Origin of the sequence: Micromonospora sp. NPDC093277 (assembly GCF_044765245.1) — a bacterium.
Classification (GTDB): domain Bacteria; phylum Actinomycetota; class Actinomycetes; order Mycobacteriales; family Micromonosporaceae; genus Micromonospora.
Genome location: NZ_JBIWJO010000005.1, coordinates 196433 through 221912, shown reverse-complemented (window position 1 = coordinate 221912; position 25480 = coordinate 196433). Strand labels below are relative to the sequence as shown.

At 69.3% G+C, this 25480-nt stretch carries 22 protein-coding genes; 12 read left to right on the top strand and 10 right to left on the bottom strand.

The annotated features are described in order from the left end of the window. Positions 1 to 26: 26 nt before the first annotated feature. From ACIRG9_RS13500 to fxsT, 5 genes are all read left to right on the top strand, one after another. Complete coding sequence (locus ACIRG9_RS13500) at positions 27 to 2369, top strand: FxsB family cyclophane-forming radical SAM/SPASM peptide maturase (RefSeq protein WP_402854638.1); 2343 nt, start codon at positions 27 to 29, stop codon at positions 2367 to 2369. Next, positions 2356 to 3198, top strand: a complete 843-nt coding sequence (locus tag ACIRG9_RS13495; RefSeq protein ID WP_402854636.1) for an aminoglycoside N(3)-acetyltransferase — start codon at positions 2356 to 2358, stop codon at positions 3196 to 3198. The genes ACIRG9_RS13500 and ACIRG9_RS13495 overlap by 14 nt, the downstream gene beginning before the upstream one ends. 86 nt (positions 3199 to 3284) lie before the next feature. Continuing rightward, positions 3285 to 3941, top strand: coding sequence for a TIR-like protein FxsC (locus ACIRG9_RS13490; protein WP_402854634.1), 657 nt, complete (start codon positions 3285 to 3287; stop codon positions 3939 to 3941). Next, the gene (locus tag ACIRG9_RS13485) at positions 3938 to 5179 is read left to right on the top strand and encodes a TIR-like protein FxsC (protein ID WP_402854632.1); all 1242 of its coding nucleotides are present in this window, start codon (positions 3938 to 3940) and stop codon (positions 5177 to 5179) included. The genes ACIRG9_RS13490 and ACIRG9_RS13485 overlap by 4 nt, the downstream gene beginning before the upstream one ends. Continuing rightward, entirely contained in the window at positions 5176 to 9060 is a 3885-nt protein-coding gene (fxsT, locus tag ACIRG9_RS13480; RefSeq protein ID WP_402854631.1) for an FxSxx-COOH system tetratricopeptide repeat protein, read from the top strand. The genes ACIRG9_RS13485 and fxsT overlap by 4 nt, the downstream gene beginning before the upstream one ends. A 49-nt stretch (positions 9061 to 9109) precedes the next feature. On the opposite strand, the gene ACIRG9_RS13475 is transcribed toward fxsT, so the two are convergent. The 3 genes from ACIRG9_RS13475 to ACIRG9_RS13465 form a co-directional block, all read right to left on the bottom strand. Then, on the bottom strand, positions 9110 to 9937 hold the full coding sequence (locus tag ACIRG9_RS13475; RefSeq protein ID WP_402854629.1) for an alpha/beta fold hydrolase: 828 nt from the start codon (positions 9935 to 9937) through the stop codon (positions 9110 to 9112). Positions 9938 to 10452: 515 nt separating this feature from the next. Further along, a complete protein-coding gene (locus tag ACIRG9_RS13470; protein ID WP_402854627.1) occupies positions 10453 to 10983 on the bottom strand; it encodes a hypothetical protein in 531 nt (176 codons plus the stop codon). Positions 10984 to 11304: 321 nt separating this feature from the next. Further along, the gene (locus ACIRG9_RS13465; protein ID WP_402854625.1) at positions 11305 to 12720 is read right to left on the bottom strand and encodes a hypothetical protein; all 1416 of its coding nucleotides are present in this window, start codon (positions 12718 to 12720) and stop codon (positions 11305 to 11307) included. Positions 12721 to 13110: 390 nt separating this feature from the next. On the opposite strand from ACIRG9_RS13465, the gene ACIRG9_RS13460 reads away from it, so the two are divergent. Genes ACIRG9_RS13460 through ACIRG9_RS13450 form a run of 3 tightly spaced genes read left to right on the top strand, consistent with a single transcriptional unit; the run spans position 13111 to position 14581 of the window. Beyond that, positions 13111 to 13458, top strand: coding sequence for an ArsR/SmtB family transcription factor (locus ACIRG9_RS13460; protein WP_402854623.1), 348 nt, complete (start codon positions 13111 to 13113; stop codon positions 13456 to 13458). Continuing rightward, positions 13455 to 14153 carry a cation diffusion facilitator family transporter gene (locus tag ACIRG9_RS13455; RefSeq protein WP_402854621.1) on the top strand — a complete coding sequence of 233 codons (699 nt, stop codon included), beginning with the start codon at positions 13455 to 13457 and terminating at the stop codon, positions 14151 to 14153. Before ACIRG9_RS13460 ends, ACIRG9_RS13455 begins: the two co-directional genes overlap by 4 nt. Beyond that, entirely contained in the window at positions 14153 to 14581 is a 429-nt protein-coding gene (locus ACIRG9_RS13450; RefSeq protein WP_402854619.1) for a YkvA family protein, read from the top strand. The genes ACIRG9_RS13455 and ACIRG9_RS13450 overlap by 1 nt, the downstream gene beginning before the upstream one ends. Before the next feature lie 129 nt (positions 14582 to 14710). Here the strand turns inward: ACIRG9_RS13450 and ACIRG9_RS13445 are convergent, their stop codons facing one another. Both ACIRG9_RS13445 and ACIRG9_RS13440 read right to left on the bottom strand, forming a co-directional pair. Continuing rightward, the gene (locus tag ACIRG9_RS13445) at positions 14711 to 15370 is read right to left on the bottom strand and encodes a response regulator (protein WP_402854617.1); all 660 of its coding nucleotides are present in this window, start codon (positions 15368 to 15370) and stop codon (positions 14711 to 14713) included. Next, complete coding sequence (locus tag ACIRG9_RS13440; protein ID WP_402854615.1) at positions 15358 to 16554, bottom strand: histidine kinase; 1197 nt, start codon at positions 16552 to 16554, stop codon at positions 15358 to 15360. The genes ACIRG9_RS13445 and ACIRG9_RS13440 overlap by 13 nt, the downstream gene beginning before the upstream one ends. Positions 16555 to 16720: 166 nt before the next feature. Here ACIRG9_RS13440 and ACIRG9_RS13435 point away from each other — a divergent pair, with 166 nt between their 5' ends. The 3 genes from ACIRG9_RS13435 (at position 16721) to ACIRG9_RS13425 (ending at position 20757) form a co-directional block, all read left to right on the top strand. Beyond that, positions 16721 to 17503: an ABC transporter ATP-binding protein gene (locus tag ACIRG9_RS13435; RefSeq protein ID WP_402854960.1), complete on the top strand. Its 783-nt coding sequence runs from the start codon at positions 16721 to 16723 to the stop codon at positions 17501 to 17503. Positions 17504 to 17559: 56 nt separating this feature from the next. Then, the gene (locus ACIRG9_RS13430; RefSeq protein ID WP_402854613.1) at positions 17560 to 20103 is read left to right on the top strand and encodes an ABC transporter permease; all 2544 of its coding nucleotides are present in this window, start codon (positions 17560 to 17562) and stop codon (positions 20101 to 20103) included. 270 nt (positions 20104 to 20373) lie between these two features. Beyond that, complete coding sequence (locus tag ACIRG9_RS13425) at positions 20374 to 20757, top strand: VOC family protein (protein WP_402854611.1); 384 nt, start codon at positions 20374 to 20376, stop codon at positions 20755 to 20757. A 165-nt stretch (positions 20758 to 20922) separates the two neighbouring features. Here the strand turns inward: ACIRG9_RS13425 and ACIRG9_RS13420 are convergent, their stop codons facing one another. The 3 genes from ACIRG9_RS13420 to ACIRG9_RS13410 form a co-directional block, all read right to left on the bottom strand. Beyond that, positions 20923 to 21840 carry an SDR family oxidoreductase gene (locus ACIRG9_RS13420; protein WP_402854609.1) on the bottom strand — a complete coding sequence of 306 codons (918 nt, stop codon included), beginning with the start codon at positions 21838 to 21840 and terminating at the stop codon, positions 20923 to 20925. Between the two features lie 137 nt (positions 21841 to 21977). Further along, positions 21978 to 22445: an NUDIX domain-containing protein gene (locus ACIRG9_RS13415; RefSeq protein WP_402854607.1), complete on the bottom strand. Its 468-nt coding sequence runs from the start codon at positions 22443 to 22445 to the stop codon at positions 21978 to 21980. A 137-nt stretch (positions 22446 to 22582) separates the two neighbouring features. After that, the gene (locus tag ACIRG9_RS13410; protein WP_402854605.1) at positions 22583 to 23305 is read right to left on the bottom strand and encodes a DinB family protein; all 723 of its coding nucleotides are present in this window, start codon (positions 23303 to 23305) and stop codon (positions 22583 to 22585) included. 234 nt (positions 23306 to 23539) lie between these two features. On the opposite strand from ACIRG9_RS13410, the gene ACIRG9_RS13405 reads away from it, so the two are divergent. Next, a complete protein-coding gene (locus ACIRG9_RS13405; protein ID WP_402854604.1) occupies positions 23540 to 24049 on the top strand; it encodes a hypothetical protein in 510 nt (169 codons plus the stop codon). 205 nt (positions 24050 to 24254) lie between these two features. On the opposite strand, the gene ACIRG9_RS13400 is transcribed toward ACIRG9_RS13405, so the two are convergent. Both ACIRG9_RS13400 and ACIRG9_RS13395 read right to left on the bottom strand, forming a co-directional pair. After that, positions 24255 to 24764, bottom strand: coding sequence for a DUF4240 domain-containing protein (locus tag ACIRG9_RS13400; RefSeq protein ID WP_402854602.1), 510 nt, complete (start codon positions 24762 to 24764; stop codon positions 24255 to 24257). A 342-nt stretch (positions 24765 to 25106) separates the two neighbouring features. Next, positions 25107 to 25334 (bottom strand): helix-turn-helix domain-containing protein, encoded by a 228-nt coding sequence (locus tag ACIRG9_RS13395; RefSeq protein ID WP_402854600.1) that lies wholly within the window; start codon positions 25332 to 25334, stop codon positions 25107 to 25109. Positions 25335 to 25480 lie beyond the last annotated feature (146 nt).

Genomic DNA, 25480 nt, shown 5'->3' with positions numbered 1-25480 from the left:
TGTCCACCACGCCAGGCGCATCAGATGTGGGGCCGCGCCCGCTGAACCAGTACGTCCTCAAGGTGCACAGCCGGTGTGATCTGGCCTGCGACCACTGCTACGTCTACGAGCACGCGGACCAGAGCTGGCGCGGCCGGCCGCGGGAGATCGCCCCGGAGACCGTGTCGGCCGCCGCCACCCGGATCGCCGAGCACGCCCGAGACCACGGGCTGCACCGGATTCACCTGGTGCTGCACGGCGGTGAACCACTGCTGCTGGGGGCGGCCGGACTGGCGATGGTGCTGACCCGACTGCGCGGCGGCATCGAGCCGGTCGCCCAACTGGACCTGCGGATGCAGTCCAACGGGGTGCTGCTCACCCCGCAGCTGTGCGACCTGTTCGTGGAGCACGGCGTACAGGTCGGTATCTCACTGGACGGCGACGCCGTCGCCAACGACCGGCACCGACGCTTCGCCGGCGGGGCGAGCAGCCACGCCCAGGTACGCCGGGCGCTGGCCCTGCTCCGCCGCCCGGAGTATCGCGACAACTACGCGGGCATTCTCTGCACGGTCGATGTGCGCAACGACCCGATCCAGGTCTACGAGGCGTTGCTGGCCGAGGCGCCGTCCCGGATCGACTTCCTGCTCCCGCACGCCACCTGGAACAGTCCGCCCCCGCGACCCGACGGCGCGGCCACCCCGTACGCCGACTGGCTGCTGCGTATCTACCGACGGTGGGTCCGCGACGGCTGGCCGGTCGACATCCGGCTGTTCGACTCGCTGTTGGCAACCGCGACGGGCGGGCAGAGCGGCACCGAGTCCGTCGGGCTCGATCCGGCGGGCCTCGCGGTGATCGAGACGGACGGTGCCTGGGAACTGGCTGACTCGATGAAGACCGCGTTCGACGGTGCGGCCGGGACCGGGTTGGATGTCTTCCGCCACCCGGCGGACGCCGTGGCCTCCCATCCGGAGTTCGCCCGCAGCCAGCGTGGCGTGAGCCAGCTCTGCCAGACCTGCCGGGAATGCCCCGTCGTCGGCCAGTGCGGTGGCGGGCTGCGGGCGCACCGCTACTCCGATGCCGGGGGATTCGACAACCCGTCCGTCTACTGCGCCGACCTGAAGGGGCTGATCACTTCGATCAACCACGAATCCTCGACGAGCGCGGTGCGTACCGGCGCGGCGCCGGACCCGGGTGGGCCCCGCGGCGACCTGCTGCTCGATGGCCTGCCGGCCGACGACCTGCTCGACGATCTCGGCGCCGGCTACGGCTCGGCGGCCAACCTGCGGCGGCTCGCCACCGCTCAGCTCGCCTATGTCCGGGGACTGCTGGTCCAGATCGCCGACCGGGTCGCCGGTACGCCGATCGCCGCGGCCTGGGACCTGATCGTCCGGCTCGACGAGGAGGCGGCCGACGCGGTGTCGGCCGCGTTCGCCCACCCCTACGTGCGGCGGTGGGCGCGGCACTGCCTTGCCCCGCCCGCAGGCGAGTCCCCCGACTGGGCGTTCCTGGGCGCGCTGGCCGCGGGCGTGGCGATCCGCGCCGGCGTCGGCGTCGACCTCGAGGTGCCGGTGCGGTCCGGTCTGGTTCACCTGCCCGGCCTTGGCGCGCTCGCGCTCGACGAGCCGGGGGAGCGGGAGGCGTGCCTGTCGATCGCGGGCGGCGGTTTCACGGCCCGCGCCGGGCATTCGGCCGTCGCCGTGCCGCTGGCCGGGCCCGCGCCGCCACCGGCGGCCTGGCTGCCGGTACGGCAGGCTGAGCTGGACGGCTGGAGGGTCCTCGTCGAGGACCTCGACCCGTACCGGGACTGTTACGAGTGGCCGGTGGCGGGCCGGCTCGGCCCGGCGCAGCTGGCGTTCTGGCGCCGGTCGCTGGCCGCGGCGTGGACCCGGATCCAGCGCTCCGTGCCCGGTCAGGCCCCGGGCATGCGGGTGGGGCTGCGGGCCGTCACACCGCTGCGGGTCGATCCCACCGGCCGGCTGCGAAGTGCCGCGTCCCGGGACGCCTTCGGGGCGGTCGGTACCGTGCCGACCGACCCCGATCCGCTCGCGGAGCTGCTGGTACACGAGTTCCAGCACATGAAGCTCGGCGCCGTACTGGATGTCAGCGTCCTGTACGACCCGGCGTACCAGCGGCGGCTCACCGTGCCGTGGCGGGACGAGCCGCGACCGCTGGAAGGAGCGCTCCAGGGCACGTACGCGCATCTGGCCCTCGCCGACATCTGGCGGGCCCGGCCCGGTGCCCAAGCCGGGCAGCAGTACCGCCGGTATCGCGGGTGGACAGTGCGTACGATCGATGAGCTGGCCGCCACCGGGGCGCTCACCGAGCACGGGGAACGGTTCGTCCGGCGAATGCGCGACACCGTGGACTCGTGGTCCGATGACCCGCGCTGACCCGCCGACCCGTGTTGGTCATGCCGATCCCCGGGACGTCGACCGGCTCGCCGCCGATTTGGCCGCCGTCGGCGTACGGGCTGGTCAGGACCTGTTGGTGCACTGCTCGATGCGGCGGATCGGGCCGGTGGCGGGGGGCCCGGCGACGCTGCTGGCGGCGCTGCGCCAGGTGGCTGGCCCGGACGCGACGGTTGTCGTGCCGGCGCAGACGGTCGGCAATTCGACCACGGGTCCGGCATTCCGCGCTGCCACCGACGGCCTGGACGCGGCGGGCCGAGCCGCGTACGAGGCCCGGCTAACCGGTTTCGATCCGGCGATCACGCCGTCCGAGGGGATGGGGATCCTCGCCGAATACGTCCGGCAGCAGCCCGGTGCGGCCCGCAGCGGCCACCCGATCACGTCCTTCGCGGCCGTCGGACGGCGCGCGGTCGAGTTCACCGAGGTCCACGACCTCGACTGCCACCTCGGGGAACGCTCCCCACTTGGCCGCCTGTACACCGCGGGCGCCGCGGTCCTGCTGCTCGGCGTGGGCTACGACAAGTGCACCGCGCTGCACCTGGCCGAGTACCGGCCCGGCGCGCGTCGGCCGGCGGGCCCGCCTCCGGAGCGGGCGTATCGCTGTTACCTGCTGGTGGGCGGCCGGCGGGAGCGGCGGGATTTCCGCGCGCCGATGCTCGACGTGAGCGACTTTCCCGAGATCGGCGCGGCGATCGAGGCCCATCTGCCGGTCGGCCACGGCCTCGTGGGTGCGGCGCAGTCGACGCTTCTTGATCTTCGCGCTGCGGTCGATTTCGCGACAACCTGGATGGCCGGGCATCGCCGACCGTAAAGCGGTATAGACCCGCCGGAGTCGGTGTGCTTACCTTGGGCGACAGGAGCGAGCAAGACCTGCGGTCGATGGTGGGAGAACGGCAGTTGGACGACGGCAGGGTGGTGGACGATCCCCTCGCCCCACTGTTCTTTGTCAGCTATGCCGTGATCAAGCCGCCGAGGCGGGCGGCGGGTGGCCGGCGGGAGGCCAACTCGAACGCCCTGCGACTGTTCACGGAGCTGTCGATCCACGTGAATGCCCTGGTGAGCCGATCGGCCGGCGCGGACCCGGGCTTCATCAATCGGAACATGCGTGGTGGCGAGAGGTGGACCCCGGAGCTGTTGGAGGCCGTCGGCACCTGTCAGGTCTTCGTCGCCCTGCTGTCTCCGGCCTATTTGGACAGTGAGTGGTGCGCGATGGAGTGGGACCTCTTTGCCAGCCGTACGATCGTGCGTCGCGACGGCCGGCCCACCCACGAGACCTGCATCCTGCCGGTGAGTTGGGCACCTGCGGATTCCTGCGAGCCGCCCAACCGCCTCCAATGGTTTTCCCCCGACGGTACTCCCGACGAGGACGTGGTCCCGAACTACCACCAGGAGGGCCTGTACGGGCTTCTCTCCATGAAGGACGACGCCAGCGATGTCGTGATCTGGAAACTCGCCCAGCGCATCGTCGAGCTGTCCCGATCGCACTGGGTCGAGCCGCGGGTCCTGACCGCACCCAACGGGCTCGCCAGGAAGTTCTCCAGGAGGGGTACATGACCGGGATCGGGGCAGCTGCGGCACCGGTGGCGATCGACCACGGCACCTACTTCTTCCTCAGCTACGCCCACTCCGCGCCGATGCTGGAGGATCCCCGCCTGGATCCCGACAAGTGGGTCAAGGTCTTCTTCGACGACCTGTCGGCGGCGATCCGTGGTCAGGTCTCCGCTCCGGACGACCGGCAGGTCGGGTTCTTCGACGCGCAGTTGAGCTTCGGCGCCGACTGGGAGGAGACGCTGACCACGGCACTCGGCAACACCCAGGTCTTCGTGCCGCTCTACTCGCCCGCCTATCTCAGAAACTCCTGGCCGCTCGGTGAGCTGGAGGCGTTCCGCCGCCGGTTGAAGGCGTCCACGATCGTCGAGAAGTACCGGCACATCGTCCCGGTGCTGTGGATCCCGCTGCCGTCATGGGACCAGACGGCCGAGACCCGCGAGGCGCTCGAACTCGCCGGGGACGTCGCCGGGTACGCCGAGAACGGGCTGCGGGCGCTCTGCATGCTCGCCAGCTACCGCCCGGCGTACGAGGAGATCCTGGGCCGGATCGCGACCGAGGTCACGCAGATCGCCCAGCGGTATCCGTTGCCACCCTCCGTGGTGCCGAAGGTGGCCGAGGCGCGTCACACCTCGCGGGCGGACGCCCAGTTCGTGGTCGTCGTCGCCGCGCCGACGCGGGCCGAGGTGCCGGCGGACCGTGCGCCCGGGGTCTATGCCGAGCGCAGCGAGCAGTGGCGCCCGTTCGGGCAGGACCAGGCGCTGCCCGCGGCCAAGTACGTGGCCAGTACGGCCGAGCGGCTGGGTCTGGCCACCCACATCACCAGCTTCGCCGATGCCGGTGACGTGATGGCCCGCTGTCCCTCGGTGCTGCTCATCGATCCGTGGATCGTCAGTGACAGCGCCGGCGAGCACGATCTGGCGCTCGTGTTGAAGCGCCTGCCCCGGTGGGTGATCCCGCTGATAGTGCTGAACGAGGGCGATCCGCTGACCGTGGCCGAAGGCAACCGGTTCGCCGACCGGGTCGCGCTGATGCTCCAGCGGGCGAATCGGCCGCAGGCAAAGCGGGTCACCCAACTGCCGGAGTTCGTCCAGATCATGCCGGAGCTGGTAACCGAGGCACGCCGTCAGTACCTCAAGAACGCACCCGTCGTTCCGTCGGACCGGCCCCGGGTCCGGCGTCCGCAGCTCGGCCGGCCCGAACCGTCGGGCAGCACTTTTCCAGGCACGGAAGGCGAACGATGACTGACGAACGCAACGGCCAGGTGGTCACGTTCTACTCGTTCAAGGGCGGCACCGGCCGGACCATGGCACTGGCCAACGTGGCCTGGATCCTGGCGGCGAACGGCAAGAAGGTGCTGGTCGCCGACTGGGATCTGGAATCGCCCGGTCTGCACCGGTTCTATCACCCGTTCATCGACCTGAGTGTCCTGCCCGGCACCGGCGGCGTCATCGACATGATCCGCGGTTTCGAGAACCAGGCCTCGGCGAAGGACGCCGAGGGGCTGCCGAAGAGTCGCTCCCTGCCCGACGGCTGGGAGGCGGAGTTCGCGCGGGTGCGGCATTTCGCGTTCTCGCTGAACCACACCTTTCCCGGCGGGGGCAGCCTCGACTTCCTCTCCGCCGGCCGGCAGAACCAGGACTACGCCGCCGGGATCAGCGGGCTGGACTGGGACGTCTTCTACGACGGGCTGGGCGGGGCGGCGTTCATCGACGCGTTGCGCGCGGACATGCAGCGCAACTACGACTACACGCTGATCGACAGCCGGACCGGCTTGAGCGACGTGGCCAGCATCTGCACCATCCACCTGCCGGACGTGCTGGTCGACTGCTTCACCTTCAGCGACCAGGGAATCGAAGGTGCGGCGCGGGTGGCCCGCGAGGTGACAAACCGGTACACCAACCGGCGGATCCGGGTGCTGCCGGCCCCGATGCGGGTCGACCCGGCCGAACAGGACAAGGCCAATGCCGGACGAGCGCTCGCCATGCACCGCTTCGCCGGCCTGCCCGCCGGGCTGAGCGAGGGGGACCGGCGCGATTACTGGGCCGAGGTCGAGGTGCCGTACGTGGCCTACTACGCGTACGAGGAGACGCTGGCGACGTTCGGCACCGATCGGGCGATGCTCTCGGCTTACGAACGACTGACCTCGGCCATCACGGAGGGTGAGGTCCGGTCGCTGCCGCGGCTGGACGACGCCGTGCGGAACCAGCTGCGGTCCCAGTTCGAGCGCAAGAGGTTCCTGCCGCAGGGGGAGATCCTGCTGCGGTACGCCCCGAAGGACCAGGCCTGGGCGGAGTGGATCGAGCGGATCGTCGGCCTGGTCGGTATCCAGGTCATCGACGCGGGGTCGGCGGGGATGGGCCGGGACGTGATCCCGACCCGGACGCTGACCGTCGTCTCGACGGCCTACGCGGAGACCACGCCGGGCGCGCTGCCGCCGGCAGAGAGTCCAGGTTCGGGCACTCCGCTCGCGGTGTACGTCGACGACGTCAAGCCGCTGCCCGAGTTCCTGCAGGAGACGTCGGTCTTTCTCAACGGGCTGACGAGGGCGAGCGACGCGGCGGCGAGCCTGTTGCGGCTGGTCGGCCGGGTCGAGTTGTCCAACGACGACGTGACCGCGGCGACCGGCGCCCGCTATCCGGGAATCGGTCCGGAGTTGCAGAAGACACCGGTGGCCAACGTCCAGTTCACCGGGCGCGACGAGGACCTACGCAGGCTGCGGCGCCGGCTCCAGTCCGGCGCCAGCCGCGGATACTCACTGGTCGCGCTGCGCGGCATGGGCGGCGTGGGCAAGACCCAGATCGCCCTGGAGTACGTCCACCGGTTCCGGACGGCGTACGACCTGGTGTTCTGGATCGAGGCCGATCCGCAGATCTTCATCGACTCGACGCTGGTCGATCTCGGCGAGCGGATGGGCCTGCCCGAGCCGGCGAACATCCCGACCGCGATCCGCCAGGTGCACGACACCCTGGTCCGCGGCGACCGCTACCCGCGATGGCTGCTGGTCTTCGACAACGTCGCCGATTACCGGGAGATCGAGGGCTTCCTGCCCCAAGGCGGTCGGGGCCACATCATCATCACCGCTCGGGAGAAGACCTGGGAGGAGAGCGCGGAGACGATCGAGATCAGCCCGTTCAGCCGGGACGAGAGCATCGAGCACCTCCAGCGGCAGGTGCCCGGCCTCCCCCGCCGGGACGCCGAGCGAGTCGCCGAGGCGCTCGGTGACCTACCGATCGCACTCGCCCTCGGTGGCGCCCTGATGGCCGACAGCGGCATCGCGGTGGACGACTACCTGGCCCAGCTGGCCGAGCACGGTGCCTCCCTGGACACCTGGGGGCCATCGCTGGACCGACTCAAGCAGGACTCGCCGGGCGCCTACCGACTGCTGGAGATCTGCTCGGTGCTGTCGGTGAAGGTCTCCATCGAACTGCTGAACAGCAAGGGCATCGGAGAGCTGCTACGGCAGGCCGACCCGTCGGTGTCGACCCGGTCGGGCGCCGCGCGGCTGATCCAGCGCATCAATCGGCTGGCACTGCTCCGACTCGACACCCGCGCGCAGCAGATCGAGATCCACCGGCTGCTGCGCGACGCCGTGCAGCGGCGGATGGCCGAGGACGAGCAGCAGACCATCCGCCGGCAGGTGATCAGCGCCCTGGCCGCGGCCCGGCCAGACGGCGACGTGGACGTGGCGGACAACTGGGAGCGGTTCCGGATGCTCTGGCCCCACCTGGAGGAGTCCGAGGTGGCCATGCAGGCGGCGCTCGACTCCGACGACCCGGCCGTGCTGGAGCTGCTGGTCGAGCGGGTCCGCTACATCTGGCTGCGGGGCGTGCTCAGCCAGGCCCGCGACCTGGCCGAGCGGATCCTGACGGCGTGGACCGACCGGCTCGGGTCGAGCACCGACCCCGACGAGCGCGAGATGCTGCGTCCACCGCTGCTGCGGCTGCGCTTCAACTTCGGCAACATCCTGCGCTCCCAGGGCCACTTCCAGCAGGCCTACACGTACGACGAGGAGACTCTCGTCCAGCAGCAGGAACTGCTCGGCGAGACGCACGCCGACGCGCTGATGACCGCCGGTGGCCTGGCCGGCGACATGCGCGGCTTGGGCCGGTACAGCGCGGCCCTGACCCGGGACCGGCAGACCTACCGGATGTGGTCACGGGACTTCGGTGAGGACTTCCCGCGTACCCTCACGGCACTGAACAACCTGGCCGCCTCGATGCGGCTGGCCGGCAACGTGACGGAGGCGCAGCGCCTCGACGAGCAGGTGTACGAGCGGCGCCGGGTGGTGCTCGGCCGCAACAACCACTGGACCCTCTCATCGGCCGTGAACCTGGCACGAGACCTGCGAGAGTCCGGTGAGTACGAGCGTTCGCTGGTGCAGTCGCAGGAGGCCCTGACCGACTATCAGAGCCTGTCCGGGCCGAACGCGCTGGCCACGCTGAGCGCACAGACAAACCTCGGGGTGGCGCTGCGAACCGTCGGCCGGCCGGTCGAGGCGGCTCGGTTGCTCGACGCCACGTACGACACGTTACGGATGACGTTCGGCGAGGACAGCCCGGACACGCTGGCGGCCCGGCTGAGCCGGGCGACCAATCGGCTGGCGCTCGACGACGCCGCCGGGGCCGAGGAGGAGTTACGGGCGGTGCAGGCGCTCTACCGGGCGCTGCTCGGTCCCCGCCACCCGCACACGCTGATCTGCGAGAACAACCTGTCGGCGGCGGCTCGGGCGCAGGGCAACCGGGAGGCCGCCCGCATATCGGCCCAGGTGGCCGTCAGCGGACTGAGCGAGATGCTGCACCCGGAGCATCCGTTCGTGCTCGCTGCCCAGATGAACCTGGCGGTCTGCAAGGCGGAAACCGGCGATCTCGCTGGGGCCTTCGACCTGCTGGACAACCTGCGCAAGGTGATGCGCACCGTCCTCGGCCCCCGGCACCCGGACACCCTGCGTGCCGCGGCCAACCTGGCGTTGATCCGGGACCTGCGCGAGCCGGACTCCGGGCCCGAGGAACTGGAGACGGCGGTGGCGGGTCTGGTCGAGCGACTCGGCGGCGGCCATCCGGACGTGCGTGCGCTGGGCCATCGGAAGCTGCTCGACCGGGTGCTGGACCCGCACCCGTTCTGATCCATCGTTCGCGGCCCGGGCGGTACGTCGCACCGCCCGGGTGGTCGGGTCAGACCCGGCGCCCCGGGCGGGCGTCGACCAGTTCCGGCTGGGCGGTGGCGAGCCAGGCGAGAATGTCCGGCAGGATCAGCATGGCGGCGAAGTGACCCACCCCAGGCTGCTCCTCAAATTCAGCGTGCGGGATCTGCGACTTGAGCCAGCGGGTGTGGGCAACCGGCGAGAAGGCGTCCTCGGCACCGTGCCAGAGCCGGACCGGCACCTTGATCGACGACGGGTCGAAGCCCCAGTCTTCGCTGAGCGCCAGCGCGTCGTCGATCCACCCGTCGGCGCCGCACCGCACCGCCTCGGCGTAACTCTCGGTCAGTTGACGGCGCAGCGCGACGTCCTCGACCACGTTCCGGTCGGCGGCGCTCAACTCGCCGTCGATGAAGCTGACCACGCTCGCCGGGTCCCGCCGCGTGCGGTCGGCCCGGATGGTCAGCGACTCGATCAGCCTGCGCCGGTCGGACAATGCCTCCCGATACGCCTGGATGTTGGAGGGGGCCATGCCGGCGTACCAGTCCAGGCCGTGTGCGTCGGTGGGAGCCGGGGAGACCAGGACCGCGACCCGGGTCAGCCGGTCGGTGAACAGGCCACTGGCGGCGCAGGCGAGGGCGTGCGGCCCACCGCCGGAGCGGCCCACGACGGCGAACTTGTCCAGCTCAAGGTGATCGGCGATCGCCTGCACGTCCAGGGCGGCATCGACGACGCGACGGCCGGGATGGCGGGTCGATCTGCCGTAGCCGGGCCGGTCGTAGCAGATCAGCCGGATGCCGAGCAGATGCAGGATCATGCTCCGGGGCTTCGGGCCACTGCGGCTGCCCGGCATCCCATGCATCAGGAAGACCGGAAAACCGTCCGCTTTCCCCGATGTCTCGACGGCGAGGCTTCGGTCGTCCAGTGGGACGTCCCACTCAGTCGGCCGCTCCTGTGACACCCTGTGCCCTCCCTTGAACCTCCTGGAAGCGGCGTCGGTGGGCACACCAGCACACACCGCCTCGGCTGAGGCTCCCCCGTCGATTGCGATGGGGCTGATTCCTGAGGAACTCAGCGTATCGCCTATCGAGGCAGGTACACCAGCAGACCGGAGAGACACGCGAGACCTGTACCGGGTGGCAGCGCCATGACCTTCGTTGCTGCTGAGCAGCAGATCCATTCCCAGGTTGTGGATCACCGGAACGCGGCCCGGGTTCCTCCACGCCGGGTGCGAGGCTGCGGGGCAGACCGGTGACCGGCGGATTCGTCGTTCCGGAGGCTGGTGCTTGACCGAGTTCTGATTCATTCCCTGAATGAACAGACACAGCTGATCTATCGAACTTTTGTTGTCCTTATCGGTCACCTATGGTGCCGCAATCAGCCGGCAGTAGAACCCCGGCGGGCTCGGTGCGTCGCCATCAGCTGATGGTGCTCGCGCTTCAACGCCTCGAACGACCGTCGAACGTAGTCGACGTACGGGGCACCGGGGTGCCCGATCAGGGCCTGCCGCCGCTCACCGACACCCGACTCTCGACTGGACAACATCACCTCGTACGCGGCGACATGCGCACAGAACGCTCGCAGCGGTTCCGGCATGCCGTCCTCGATCACCAGGTCGGCGTGGCCGACGATGAGATCGCGCATCTTGATGTTCGCCGGCATGAGCGCGTGACGGAGCCAATCCATCCACTGTTCTTGCTGCTCGACCGCCAGGACACCGTCGGATCTGCGCCGCTCCATTTCAGGGAGGTCGACGTCCCGGAGGGCTCGCCAGAGGCGTTCGTTGACATCGACAAGGGCATGCAGCGGACCGTGAAGGCTGCGCAACTGGCTGGCGACCCGGTCCAAACGGGCACGCCGACGCTCGGCTCGCATCTGGGCACGCTGGTTGAGCACGAAGACCAGCACCGCGACCACGATGCTCGCGCTGGCTGTGATCACGGCTGCTGTCACATCACGCTCCCATTAAGGAGGGCCCGACAACCAGTTTGTCACGGGATCAGATCCCCAGGGCACGCCATCGCAGTCCATATCGGACGACCGCGAACCCGCAGCGAAAAGTCGCGCCGGTCGGCGGAGCGCACCCACAGCGTGTTCCGTCACCGCGACGGCAGGCTGGCCCCGGCGGAAGGACGTCCGGGTCGAGATCTCCAGGCCCGGGGCCGTTCGATCCTTGTCGACCGCAGTGACGGGACGCCGGCTGCCGCCGACGCCCCGTGCACACTCGGCTCAACGCCGCCAGATCACCTGCGAGGTGGTGGTCGGGTCGAGGACGACGTCGCCGTTCCACGTCAGAAAGGACGCCTGGGGCAGGTAGTCCTGGTCCAGGAAGAAGCCACGCTGGATTCCGGTCACGTGTACGACGGCACCGTTGTCGGCACCGACAACGACGCGGTGGACGCTCACCTCCACGATGTCGTCGGCGGTGGTTCCGGCAGGCAGTTCAACGGTGGTGGCCGCCGGTACGTCACGCTGGATCGACCAGGTCGCGTCGACATGGTGCGACAGGTAGATGGTCTGGCCGTTGACGAGGCGTACACCGAGGGAAACCCCGACCCAGTTCGACCCGGAGTCGGCCGGCCGGGTGACTTTCTCGACCACGGCATACAGGTAGTTGCGCTGGTCGCTCACCTCCGGCGTGAATACCGCCGCCGGCGAGGCCGGCTCGATTTTGCCCTCGCGAAGCATCTCCTCGGCCATGATCTGGTATGTCCAGGGGTTCGTGTCCATGAGGTACTCGCGGGCCTTGCCTGCGGGCAGCGTCGGAAGCGTCGACAGGAAGAACCGCATAGGGTCGTCCACGACATCGCACATGTTGTTGTTCGAGGTGCACGTCTGCAGCAGGGCGTGGTCGTCCTCGTATCTGCCTGCGAAGTGCAGAATCTGGTGCTCCGGAGCCTGGTAGACATCGCTGCCGGCGACCCGGTTGCCATGCTCGTCGATCTCCACCGAGTAGACCCACTCGATGTCGGTCGTACGGCCCCAGCGGGCCATCAACGCGGGCGAGTTCGTCCCGCCGTCCTCGTTACTCCACACCACCGAGTACGTGATCTGCTGGTGGCCGGCGACGGCGGCCGGCGTGATCTCGTGCCAGGCGATGAGTGGCGTGTCGGTCGTCGCGTTCTGGTAGGGGCTGCCCAGAGCCGCGAGGTTGCGCCCATAGACCACCGGCGCGTACCGGAGCACAGCGTATTCCGAGGTGCCGGGCGCGTACGTCGACACGTGCAGGCCGCGTACCAGGACTGAGGTGCTCGCGGCCGCCGAGCGCTCCGCCGCGAAACGCAGGCGCAGCTGGTGCGGTCTGGCATCCAGGTGCCCCAGCGCGAGCTGCTGGTGCAGCGGCTGGTCGCCGGACACGACGAGATCGGTGACGTATCGACCATCAACCGAGATGGACACGACCGCGGACTCGGCACCCGCGGTGGACCAATCCGTGCCCGGGGCGGTCACGTCGAGGTCGACGACCGCCTCGCCGGCGGTCCGCACCACCACGGGAACCCGCACGTCCGGATGGTCGCGGCGGACGGTGGCGTGCGTAACCCCGGTGGTGGTGCCCGGCGCAGCCTGTGCGTGGGCCGGCAGGGCCAAGCCGGAGACCACGGTTGCGGCGGCGAACGACGCGGCGAGTAGGTGAACGATTCGCATGAGTTTTCCTTCCGGACGCATGGCGGCGCGAGCGGGGCAGACAGCCATGGGGGACAGGTCGCCCGCGCGAACAGCAGCAACTCACCACTACGTCTATCGATCGGGTTTGACCCGACGGCCAACAGTGGGCAACGACCGCTCGACGAGCGCGACAAACGTGCACAAGCTGCGGCGCTTCCGTCGAAGCCAGACCAGACAGGTGATCACGCGACTTTCGCCGCCTGGCGGGCGGGGGACCGGCAGCCTTCGCGTGCTGGGTCGCGGGGATGACCATGTGCCTCTTCGTTGACCTCGCCGTCGTGGGACTGCGGCACCGGATCACGGCCGTCACGACATCCGGGCTCCTCGACCCGCTCTTCCGGCATCGTCGTCAGGTCATATAATCGCCTCATGGCGATGAGTGGAGAGCTCGGTCCGGCGGTGGCGTTGTTCCACTCGTTGGCGGACCGGACCCGGCTGGCTATCGTGCGCCGCTTGGTCGGCGGCGAGGCGCGGGTGGTGGATCTGACCGGCGAGCTGGGACTGGCCCAGTCGACGGTGTCCAAGCATCTGGCCTGCCTCCGTGACTGTGGCCTGGTGGACTTCCGAGCGGTGGGACGGCAGTCGTTCTATGCGTTGACGCGTCCGGAGCTGGTCGACCTGCTCACAGCGGCCGAAGCGGTCCTCACGGCGACCGGAGAAGCGGTTGCATTGTGCCCGACATACGGCCAGGCCGCAGAAGTTGAGGCAGCCCGGTGAGCACCGCGCTGACTGCCCAACGGCGCGCGCTGCTCAACCAGCGCAGTCTGCTGCTGGCGTACGCGACCGCCGGATACAACCTCCTGGAAGGGCTCGTCGCCCTGTCGGCCGGCGCGACGGCGTCCTCGGCTGCGCTGTTCGGGTTCGGGCTGGACTCGTTCGTGGAGGTGTCCAGCGCCCTGGTCGTGATCTGGCAGTTCCGGTCCCGCGTGCCCGAAGCGCGGGAAAAGTTGGCGCTCAAGCTGATCGCGGTGTCGTTCTTCGGGTTGGCCGCATGGGTAGGATTCTCGGCCGTCCGGGCGCTGCTGGGTTGGGACGAGGCACAGCCGTCCCCCGTGGGCATCGGCTTGGCGGCGGCGTCGCTGGCGGTGATGCCGCTGCTGGTGTGGGCCAAACGCCGCACCGGCCGGGAGTTGAACTCCGCCACCGTGGTCGCCGACTCCACCCAGACATTGTTGTGCACATACCTATCGGCGGTGCTGCTGGCCGGTCTCGGGTTGAACGCCTGGCTCGGCTGGACCTGGGCAGACTCGGTGGCCGCGCTGGTGATCGCGGGGGTGGCGGTCAAGGAAGGCGTCGAGGCGTGGCGCGGTGAGCAGTGCGACGACTGCGCCCTGCCTGACGCCGGCCGCAACGAATGCGGCTGCGGACCCGACCGCGGTGACGTGTGCTGCTCGCGGGAGGCTGCTGTCTGATGGCGTGGGACGTCTTGATCGGCCTCAGCGTCGCGATCGTCGCCTCCTGGTTGACACTGTTGGCCGGGTTGGTGATCGTGCGGCCGAAAGGTCCGCTGCTCACCGAGGCGATCCGGATCCTGCCGGACCTGTTGCGGTTGCTGCGCCGTCTTGCCGGTGACCGCAGCCTCGGCCGAGGAGTGCGAGTCCGGCTCGGTCTGCTGATGACCTACCTGGCGATGCCCATCGACCTGATCCCCGACTTCATTCCCGTGCTGGGCTACGCCGACGACGCGATCATCGTGGCCGCCGTGTTGCGCTCGGTGGTCCGCCGGGCCGGCATCGACGCGGTCCGTCAGCACTGGCCCGGCACCGACGACGGGTTTGCCGCCCTGTGCCGCCTGACGGGCATCCACGCGCCCACACGCGATGCCGAGCCTACGAACTGATGCCGGACGTGGGGTCGCCTTGGCCGTCGCCATGGTGGCCGCGCCCCTCAGTCTCCCGTAAGCCATGCGGCCGCAGCCGGTCGACGCGATCGGCGTTCGCGAGTGACGGACGACCGAGACGGGGCCAGTTCAGCCACCGCTCATCTGGCCTGCGGCGTTCAGATAGGTGAGGACGGCGAGGACGCGGCGGTGGCCGCTGTCGGTCACAGCGAGGCCGAGCTTGGCGAAGATGTTGCCGATGTGCTTATGGACGGCGTTGTCGGTGATGACAAGCAGTTCAGCGATGGCGCGGTTGTCGTGCCCCTGTGCCATCAGTGCGAGCACCTCGCGTTCGCGGGGGGTAAGGGCGGCGATCGGGTTGCCGGCGCGTTGGACGAGCTGCGCGATGACCTCCGGGTCCATTGCGGTACCACCGGCGGCGACGCGGCGCAGCGCGTCGACGAACCCGTCCACCCGGCTGACCCGGTCCTTGAGGAGATAACCGATGCCGCCGCCGGTGGTGGAGAGCAGTTCGGCGGCGTACTGCTGCTCGACGTATTGCGACAGCACCAGGACCGGCAGGCCGGGGTGCTCCCGGCGGGCCTGCAGCGCCGCTCGGATTCCTTCGTCGCGAAACGACGGCGGTAGCCGGACATCGACGATCGTGACGTCGGGACGGTGCTCCCGCACGGCGGTGAGGAAACCCGCCGCATTGTCGGCGATGGCCGCGATCTGGAAGCCCACGCGGCCCAGCAGCAGTTCCAGCCCGGTGGACAGAAGCACGTTGTCTTCGGCGATCACCACCCGCATGGCAGCTCCACGGTGATGGCCGTCGGCCCGCCAGCCGGGCTGTCGATATCGACGATGCCGTCGAGTGCGAGCACCCGGCGACGGATCCCGGCAATGCCGGTGCCCCGCCGATCGTCGGCGCCGCCGGTGCCGTTGTCAGTGACTACCACCGACAATCGGTCGGCCGTACGGCTGACCTGTACGCCGGCCGCGGTCGCCTGGCTGTGTTTGGTGACGTTGGTGAGTGCCTCGGCGACGGCGAAGTAGACGACGGCCTCCACGGCCGCGGGGACCCGTTCGAGGTCGCTGATGTCCAGTTGGGTCGGCACGCCGCAGCGGGTGGTCACGGCGGTCAGGGCACCGTGGAGGCCCCGGTCGGCGAGGATCGGCGGATAGACGGTTCGGATCACCTCGCGCAGTTCGGTCATCGCCTCCTCGGTTCCTTCGTGCGCGTCCCGAAGAAGTCCTTCCACGAACTGCTCGTCGCGCGGATTTTCGGTGAACGCCTGCCGGGCCACGGCCAGCCGCATCGCGATGGCCACCAGCCGGGCCTGGGTGCCGTCGTGTAGATCGCGTTCGATCCGGCGCAGCTCCGCGCCGTGTGCGTCGAGCACGTCCGCGCGGGTGCGGGTCAACACGGCGACCCGTTCGGCGAGTTGTTCGTTGGTCGAGTGCGACAGCACCACCAGGCAAATCCGGGCGTGCGCGCGAGCGATCGGTGGGAAGCCCAGATACGCCAGCACGGCGAGCAGGAGGATCTGAAGTGGACCGAGGGTGAGGGCTGTCGTCCAGTCGATCACCGGGACGTCGATGAACAGCCGTGGCCGATCCTCCAGCCTGAACGCCCACCACAGAGATGTGGCGATCATGGCGACTACGATGTTGCCCACGCACAGCAGTGCGGGCAGGCCGAGCGCCATCCCGCTGATGGCGTTCACGGGCAGCCAGAGCAGGGCGCGGGACGTGCGGACCGTGGCCCGATCGGCCCATGCTCGGCGTTTCGTCGCGGGCTTGGCAGGCCGCGATGCCGACGGCGCACCGAGCAGCCGGCCGGCCCGGTCACGGTGCCAGTTCGCGGACAGCCGGGCGAGCCGCGGGACGCACAGCAGCGGCAGCGCGAGCACCGTCGCGACCCCGGAGAGCAGTGAGCCCAGCAGGTAGACGCCGCCCCGCCGCGCTTGTGCCCACCGTTGCCTCGGCGTCACGGGCTGTCCTCTCTCCGCGCCTCCCGGGGAAGCTCGCGTTTCCGACACGGTGTCGAGTCTGCCCGATGGTCGCCGCCCTCATCACTACAGCTAGCTGTACCTCATGTCCGGTGGTACGGGGTATCGGTCCAGGCCGCCGTCGAACCTAACGTCGGACGGCATGAGATTGACGAGGGACCGGTCGAGACGGCCTGTCGCGCAGGCCGAGACCACCGCTGAATCGCCCTATGCGGTGCGTCTGGATTCGGTGTCGAAGGAGTACCGGTCGGGGAAGAACGCGGTACGCGCTCTCGACGCGGTGACAGTCGGGTTTCCGCGCGGTACGTTCACCGCTGTCATGGGCCCGTCCGGGTCCGGCAAGAGTACGTTTCTGAACTGCGCGGCCGGTCTGGACCGGCCGACGTCGGGCCGGGTCGTGCTGGGTGACACGGAGCTGTCCAGCCGGTCGGAGACCGAGTTGACGCAGCTGCGGCGGGACCGGATCGGGTTCGTCTTCCAGGCGTACAACTTGCTGGGCTCGTTGACTGTCGAGGAGAACGTCACGCTGCCGCTGCGGCTGGCGGACCGGAAGACCGACCAGGCGTTCCTTCGCGAGGTGCTCACCGCGGTCGGCCTCGGCGAGCATGTCAAGCGGCGGCCGAGTGAACTCTCCGGCGGTCAGCAGCAGCGGGTCGCGGTCGCCCGTGCGCTGATCACTCGCCCGGAAGTGGTGGTCGCGGACGAGCCGACCGGAGCGCTGGACACCCGGTCCAGCAGGCAGGTTCTGGAACTGCTGCGACACGTCGTGGACAACATGGGGCAGACGGTGCTGATGGTCACCCACGATCCGGTTGCCGCCTCGTTCGCCGACTCGGTGGTGTTCCTGGCCGACGGCAGGCTCGCGGGTGAGCTGGCCCGGCCGATTCCGGAGCAGGTCGCGTCGCGTCTGACGCACCTGGGCGAGTGGTGATCCGCCGCGTCCGGCGGCTGGTCCGCCTCGTGGTGCCGTTACCCAAGGATCTGTCGTTGGCGTGGAACACGATCAAGGGGAACACGGGCGGTTTCGTCGGCTCGTTCATCGCGATCGCCGCGGGCTCGGCGGTGATCACCGCATGCGGGATCTTGCTGGTGTCCGGGCTCGGCGCCGGCGTGATCCCCGAGCGCTACTCGGGTGCGGCGGTGGTTCTCGGCGCGCAGCAGTCCTTCAGCCTGGACGAGAGCTCTGAGGTCCGCTACAGCGAGCGGGTCACGCTGCCCGCCGACAGGGTCGCCGCCGTCGCCGCGGTGCCCGGTGTTCGGTCCGCCATCAGCGACGTCAATGTCGAGGTCAGCGTGCTGATCCCGGACGGCGCCGCGGTGGGCGGCTCGAACGGCTTCCCGGTGCTCGGGCACGGCTGGTCCGCCGGGGCGCTCGGGCCGTTCCGGGTGCGCGAGGGCCGGGCGCCGTCCGCGCCCGACGAAGTCGTGCTCGACGCCGACCTCGCCGCGCGCGGCGACGTGTCGCTCGGCGCGATGGTGCGGCTGGTGGTCGGCTCGATCCCGTCTTCCTACCGCGTGGTCGGCATCGCCACCGCGCCGGCCGGGTTGGATCGGCAGTCCGCCGTGTTCTTCACCGACGACCAGGCGACCAAGCTGTCTGGCCGTCCGCACCGGGTGGACGCCATCGGTGTGCTCGCCGAGCCCGGCGTCACACCGCACGAGCTGGCCGAGCGCATCACGGCCGCCGTGCCGGGCGTTGTGGCCCACACCGGCGCGGGACGCGGTGACGTGGAGTTTCTGGATGTGGGCGACGCCCGCAGCATGGTGGTGGAGACGGCGGCGTCGTTCGGCGGCACCATGGTGCTGATCGTGGTGTTCGTGGTGTCGAGCACCCTCGCGCTGTCGGTGCGGCAGCGCCGGCGCGAACTGGCCCTGCTGCGCGCCATCGGTGCGACGCCTGCGCAGATCCACTGGATGATCAACGCCGAGATGACCCTGGTGTCGTCGGTGGGCGCTGCGGTCGGCGCGATCCCCGGCGTGGTGCTCGCCTTCGTGATGCGCGGTGTGTTCGTCCTCGCGGGCGCGATGCCCCCGGACTTCCAGATGCAGGTGGGGTTGTTGCCCATCCTCGCCTCGCTGGTGTTGTGCATGATCAGCGCCCGACTCGCCGGCTGGCTGGTCGCGCGCCGAGTGGCCAAGGTCAGCCCGGTCGAGGCGCTCGGGGACGCCGCGGTCGAGCCCAAGAAACTCGGCTGGGTCCGGTTGACCATCGGCGTCCTGCTCATCCCGCTCGGGCTGCTGCTGGCCCTGGGCAATGTGGCATCGCCAGGCGACTCGGCCGCCGACACCGCCGGGAGCGCGGTTCTGCTGTTCGTCGTGGCGCTCGGGTGTCTCGGACCCCTGCTGCTCAGGGGTGCCCTCGTGCTGTTCGGCTGGATCCTGAACCGGCGGTCCACAGCCAGCGGCTTCCTCGCCCGGTCCAACGCGGGCACCAACTCGCGGCGACTCAGCGCGGCCAGCACACCGCTGGCCATGGGCGTGGCCCTGGCCGCCGTGCAGGTGTTTGCCGCGTCGACGACGATCGCGGGGGCACAGCACCAGCTCAAGGACGGACTGCGGGCCGACCACGTGCTGACCGCTTCGTCCGGCACCGGAGTGTCTCCGCAGGTCGTAGACGCCGTGCGCGGCGTGCCCGGGGTCGCCGTCGCGACGCCGGTGGCGCGGATGCAGGTACTGCTGACGTTCCCTTCCGAGGACAGCACCGCGACCAAGGTCCTCGCCGCCCAGGGTGTCGCGCCCGAACGGCTCTCCGAAACCATGGACCTCGCGGTGATCCAGGGCGACATTGCCGACCTGCACGGCGAGGCGGTGGCGCTGAGCCGGGTCGCCGCGGAGACCGTCCACGGGAGAGTCGGCGGAACGACCGAGGTCCACCTCGGCGACGGCACGGTGATCAAGCCCCGGGTGGTGGCGATCTACGAGAACGGCCTGGGCTTCGGGGACGTCACCCTGCCCAACGGCCTCGTCGTCGCCCACACCACCGCGCAGGTCGACACCGCGGTGCTGATCAGGTCCGCAGACGGGACCGACGCGAAGGCGCTCGCTGGCGCACTGCGCGGCGCCGTCGAGCGCTACCCGACCGTCCAGGTGGACGACCGGGAAGCGTTCCTGAGCGTGCCCGGGGCCGGCGGCGAGGGCGACTGGGCGCTCAACCTGCTGTTCCAGACCGTCCTGCTGGGCTACATCGCCATCGCCGTGGTGAACACCCTGATGATGGCGACAGCGGCGCGGGTCCGAGAGTTCGCGATGCTGCAACTCATCGGGGCCAGCCGAGACCAGGTCCGCGCGATGATGAACGGCGAGGCCAGGATCGTGGTCTTTTCGGCGCTGCTGTTCGGTCTGCTGGCGACGATCCCGCCGCTGATCGGCATCAGCCTCGGGTTGACGCGGTCGCCCATCCCCAGCATTTCCCTCATCGGTCTCATCGCGATCGTGGCGCTCACCATCGCGCTCTCCCGGGGTGCGATCACGACAGCCACCCGGTACGCGATGCGGCCAGCGCCGGTGGATGCGATCGGCGGGCGCGAGTGAGATGCCCGGTGGCGGCGGAGGCCACGCGGAGCACGCGATGACGCCATCGTCAGGTGCAGAGCGTCCTCGGTCCACCTCGCGTACGCGTCGGGGAAGGCGGACACCTGGACCGCCTGGGCGGCCTGGGGGAGCGGCATCGCCTCCCATGCCGGAACGGTCAGCTTCTCGAAGGTGCTCCTTCGACCTGTTCAGCCGGGGGCTGGACAGCCCGCGGTGGTGACGCCGTGGCCGCCAGGTGCTCGAGAGCGGTTCAGGGATAGCCTTGTGGCCATGCACCGCAGTCGACTGGTCGGACTCCTCATCGACACGCCTGCCACGCAGGTCGACGCGGAGGTGGACTTCTGGTCCGCAGCGCTGGGTGCCCCGGCCTGCCCCGCGCCCGGCGAGGAGCAGTTCACCGTCCTGGCCGGCACCGTCCCCGGTCTGTTCACCGTCGTCCAGGCGATCGACGATGGTGCGCCGCGTTACCACCTTGACATCGAGACGGATGACTTGGAGGCAGAGGTTGCCCGCCTGACGGCCCTGGGTGCGGAGCAGGTGTCCCGCTGGAAGGACGCCTTCACGATGCGCTCACCGGGTGGCCACATGCTCTGTGTGGTGCCCGTGCACAGCGATCCCGAGACGTTCGCCGGCTCAGCGCGAACCTGGCCGTGACGCTACGCGGCTCATTCGGGCGGTGCCCCACCGTCCAGGAAGCGTCTCAAGACCCAACGCCATTCAGTTAAGGCTGGCGCTGCGGCTCACGTAGATCGTCACGGTCCGTACGCTATTGGTCACAAGGCTGGCGAGCGTGTCACCTGGCGGCGATCTTGGCCCGGCTTACGCCACCAGCTCCTCGCTGAGGGTCCATAGACGCGCGGCGGCCTCGGGGTCGCGGGCCAGAGAGCTCGCCTCGATCTGCTTGCCGCGGAAGAAGTAGCCTCCGGTGACCTCGGCCGCCTCCGGGGCGCTGGCCAGGTAGACCGGGGTGGCCGCGCCGGTCTGGACGCTCCCCATGAAGGGCTTGGCGGCCGCGACGAGCAGTTTGGCGACGCCGCGGACCTCGCGGCCCAACCGGGTGCGGATGAGGCCCGGGTGCAGGCAGTTGGCGACCACGCCGGTGCCCCTCAAACGGCTGGCCAGCTCGACTGTGAACAGGATGTTCGCCAGTTTCGACAGCGGGTAGCTCGGCTCGCCGCGGGCCAGTTCGTCCCACGGAATCTGCTTGGCCGAGCGGTGTGCGTTGGACGCCACCGTGATCACGCGGGCCGGCGCGCTGTCCACCAGTCGTTCCCGCAGCAGGTTGGTCAGCAGGAACGGCGCCAGATGGTTGACGGCGAACATGGTCTCGTAGCCGTCGACCGTGAACTGCTGCTTGAGCGTGATCACACCGGCGTTGTTGTCGAGCACGTCGAGCCGGTCGTACTTCTCCAGCACCGCGGCGGCCAGCCGGCGCACTTCGGCCAGGCTCGACATGTCGGCTGTCAGGAGGTCCACCTCGGTGCCGGGCGCCCGATGCCGGATCTCCGTGACGGCCGCTCGCCCTCGCTCGGCGTCGCGCCCGACGACGACCACGGTGGCCCCGAACTCGGCCAGCCGGGCCGCCGTCTCCCGGCCAATCCCGCTGGTCCCACCGGTCACCAGGCACACCTTGCCGGACATCATGGTCATCGACCCTCCCGGACGTACGTGCCGCAGCGCCATTTTCTCCACGGCGAGCGCCGTCAGCCGCCGCAACGTCCAGATCGCGGCCGTCACGCCGACCCACCCACCACCATGCGCGACGATCGAACCGGTAACAACCTGGACCGCCGTAACCAATCACAACACCGAACGGCGCGCCTGGAGGTGGGCGGCCACCACGCCGACCCGCTCGCAGGGCGGTTGCGAGCGGCTCACCGATCGATTTCCGAACCGCTCGGCGATGCGGTTGCCCCTGCTTCGTCGCGACGAGGCAGCCCGTCGGGCTCAGGCAGAGAACGAAGCAATGCCGCCAGGTCTCCGTGCGCGAGCGGAAGGCCGCCCAGCTCCTTGATCCCGACCCAGGCGATTTCGTCATGCTCGTCAGGTGCACGGTTGGTCGGAGAGCCGACCCAGTCTCCGACCTGCCAGACGCCCACGTGAACGGCGTCCTCACCACTGCCGGCATGCCAGTCGCCCAACCGTGAGGAGGACTCCGCCACGATGTGAACACCGAGCTCCTCGTGCATCTCACGCGCGAGGGCTTGTAGTTCCGACTCACCCGCTTCGACATGTCCGCCGGGCAGATCCCAGAGATCCGGATATGCCCGGCGGGTCGGACTGCGGTGTACCAGCAGGACCGCACCGTTTTCCACGAGTGCGCCCGTGACGACGACATGCATGGCGGGATTAGAGCACAGGCATAGGACAGCCGAAGGGTTCCTCGTCCCGACCCCTCCGAACTGTTCGACCCATCGCATCACGGGGGCCACGCGCCGTTCGGGCCGGGATCTTGGCGGGAGATCCCTCATCACCACACCTACGGAGCCCCCCGCCGCGACAGCTTGTCCAGGTCGCGCACGCAGAAACCGTGGTGTTCCCATTCCTCGTTGAGCACAGTGCCGAGGCATTGCCGCACGCGCCGGCCCTTGGCATACGGGGGCCATCTGTCGTCGTCCGGCACCGGCGCGGGCTTTGCGAGCTGCTCGGGTGTGACCTCGGCCAGCCACGCCTCAATCTCCGACGCCTGCCGATCGCGCACGGTTAGCACTTCGTCGAGACCCGGCCGGGCGGACCTGTCCAGCCCCAGCCCCTCCTGATCCGGCACGAACAGAGTTGCCAGTCCCATCGCCGTGAACGGCTCGGTCAGCCCGAGGACGCAGCGCCGAAACCACGAGTCGTGCACGAAGACCAGATGACGCAGAGTCTCGACCATCGACCATTCGCCGTCGACGCCGACATCCGCGCTGCCCTCGGCCATCGACCGGGCCCGCTCGATAGTCGTCGCCCACGCCGTCCGCAGCTGTCGCCAGGCCTCGCGCAGGTCGGCCGGTTCATCGGAACGGATCAGCAGCCGCACCGGGTGCCGGCGGTCGAGCTCCGCCTCGACGTACGACATCACCTCCACGCCGTTGACCACCAGGTTGGTGACCAAACCGTCGATCTCAACGTCTTGCATGACCACACCGACCAGCCGCGTCCTACTCAGGTCGCACTCGCGGAACTCCGCGCCCGTGAGGTCTTCGTCGTTGAAGCGTCGCATGCGGACAGACTAAGCCGTACCGCACGCACACAGACGAATAGGCCATCTCCGCCTGCTGATTGATCGCGAGCGGTCACAGTCGGTAGCTGACCTCCGAGTCGAGCGGGCATCCTGAACTGCCGAAAGAGTGCATCCGATCATGCCTATGGCAGTGCACTCACCCCTGCCGCGTGCTCGTTGTGGCTCAAGCGCCACGGGTGTCCCCACGGGCGAAGTGTCGATGAGGAATACTGCGTGCGCCGAAGACCGTTCGACGTCGTGGAGCGCGCCATCAAAACCCGAGCCCAGTGGATCATCCCGGCCGGAGTCGTTCTGGTCCTCGCCCTCATCGGCGGGAGCTATTGGTACTTCTCGTACCGGCCCAATGCGCAGCGCAGCGACGCCGCGTACGCCACCCTCGACAGGATCACCCTGCCGGATGGGTGGCGGACGACGGACACGCTGGAGAACAAGTATTCCTCCGGCAAGCCGTACTGGACGCGCTTCTACATCGCGCCGAACGTGTCGGGGCCGGCGGCATTAACCGCCCTCACCGAACGGCTTCAGCAGGCCGGCGCCCAGCCCGGGGAGAATCGCTGCTTCCAGAATCCAAACTGCGTCAGCCTGGACTACCCGCCCAAGTACCGGATGACCGTTGACGCCGATGACCGGAACATCGCCCACGAGAGCACCTGCCCGGAGGTGTCCTCGTGCACCCAACTGATGCTCACCCTGGATGAGTGGCAACCGAGCGACCCCGGCTGAAAGATCAGTTCACAATACCGTTTGCGCAGGCGGTGCATGCTGCCGCTCGCCTCGCCGAGGGCATCGAGGTCGAACAGGACACTCTCATCGGCTTCCTCGACCGAGCCCACCAACGGCCCGAGCAGTGACCGGCCGCGGTACACGCCGCCAGCACGGGCGCCGTCCGGATCTGCCGCGTGGCGTGCGCGCTTCCTCGTTGCCATAGTCAGTCGTGGCCAGGCGGCTGGGTGCCGCAGCGTAATGGGCGAGTGATGGCAATGGTCATCCTCAGCCAGAGTGGGAGCTGGCCGTAAGTGTCGTCGCTACTCCAACCGGTGAGGTTGCTTCCGGACTCGTAGCTGACCGGTGATTCATGACGCCAAGGCAAGCCGGTGCTGCGTTCGTATGCCTGCGACGCGACGAAGAGAAGTGGTTCTGCCTCGCGCCGCGCGAAACGCCGAAGCTTGTGCGGATCGGCGAGCACTTCTTCGTAGGCCGCTCGCCCGGAGGTGACTGCGGCGCAGCGGACGTAGAGGAACCAGTCTCCCCTGGCTCGGGCGGCACGGGCGTGAGCGTGTGTGTCCAAGCCGTGCAGCAGGGCGGCCAGATGATTCTCGAACGCCTGGATGTCCGGCACCGACAGAGTTGCCAGCTCGGCGGTCAGCCTGTCGAAGCCGTCGTCGTCCGGCTTCGGACCCATAGATTCGACCAGACGCCAGAACTCTTCCCGCTCCATGGCGAGATCATCTCAGTGGGTGGTCGAAGAGGGTCAGGTAGACCTCGATCCGGCGTTTAGGGATGCCGCAGAGTGTCCCCCTCTCCGCCGTAGGCGTGCTGCAGGTCTGGGGCGGCTCGGGCGACCGCGAGACCAAACCGGGTTGGTTCCCTCGCCACGGCAAAGGACCAGCCTTCTCGATCAGCAGACATCACGGCGCGAGGTTACCGGTCTTGCGGATGCTCCGTCGGACGGAAATCACGTGGCGCGGTTCAACCGGATCTACCGCCGGCCGGGCGTCACGGTACATAACGTGTGAGCGGCAGCGCCCAGCGCCCGCGTCGCAGGTCTCGGTGGTGGCCATCACGCGCCCGCGGAGTCCGCGGTCTCCCAGCCCCAGCGCAGCAGGTCGCCGGGCTCGCAGCCGAGGGCTTCGCAGAGTGCGGTGAGGGTGGTGAAGCGGACGGCTTTGGCGCGGCCATTGTTCAGCACGGCCAGGTTGGCGGGTGTGATGCCGACGCGTTCGGCGAGTTCGCCCACGGACATCTTCCACCTGGCGAGCATGACGAAGACGTCGACGGTGATCGGCATCAGATCAGCCCGTTCAGCTCGGCCTGCATCTGCGCCGCCTCGGCGTCGCGAGCATCGTTGGACGACGCTCCTGCCGCTCTGTGACTTATGCCATACGCAGTTCCTGTCAGCAATCGGGGCGCTGTTCCGCTCAACTCCCTGAGAGC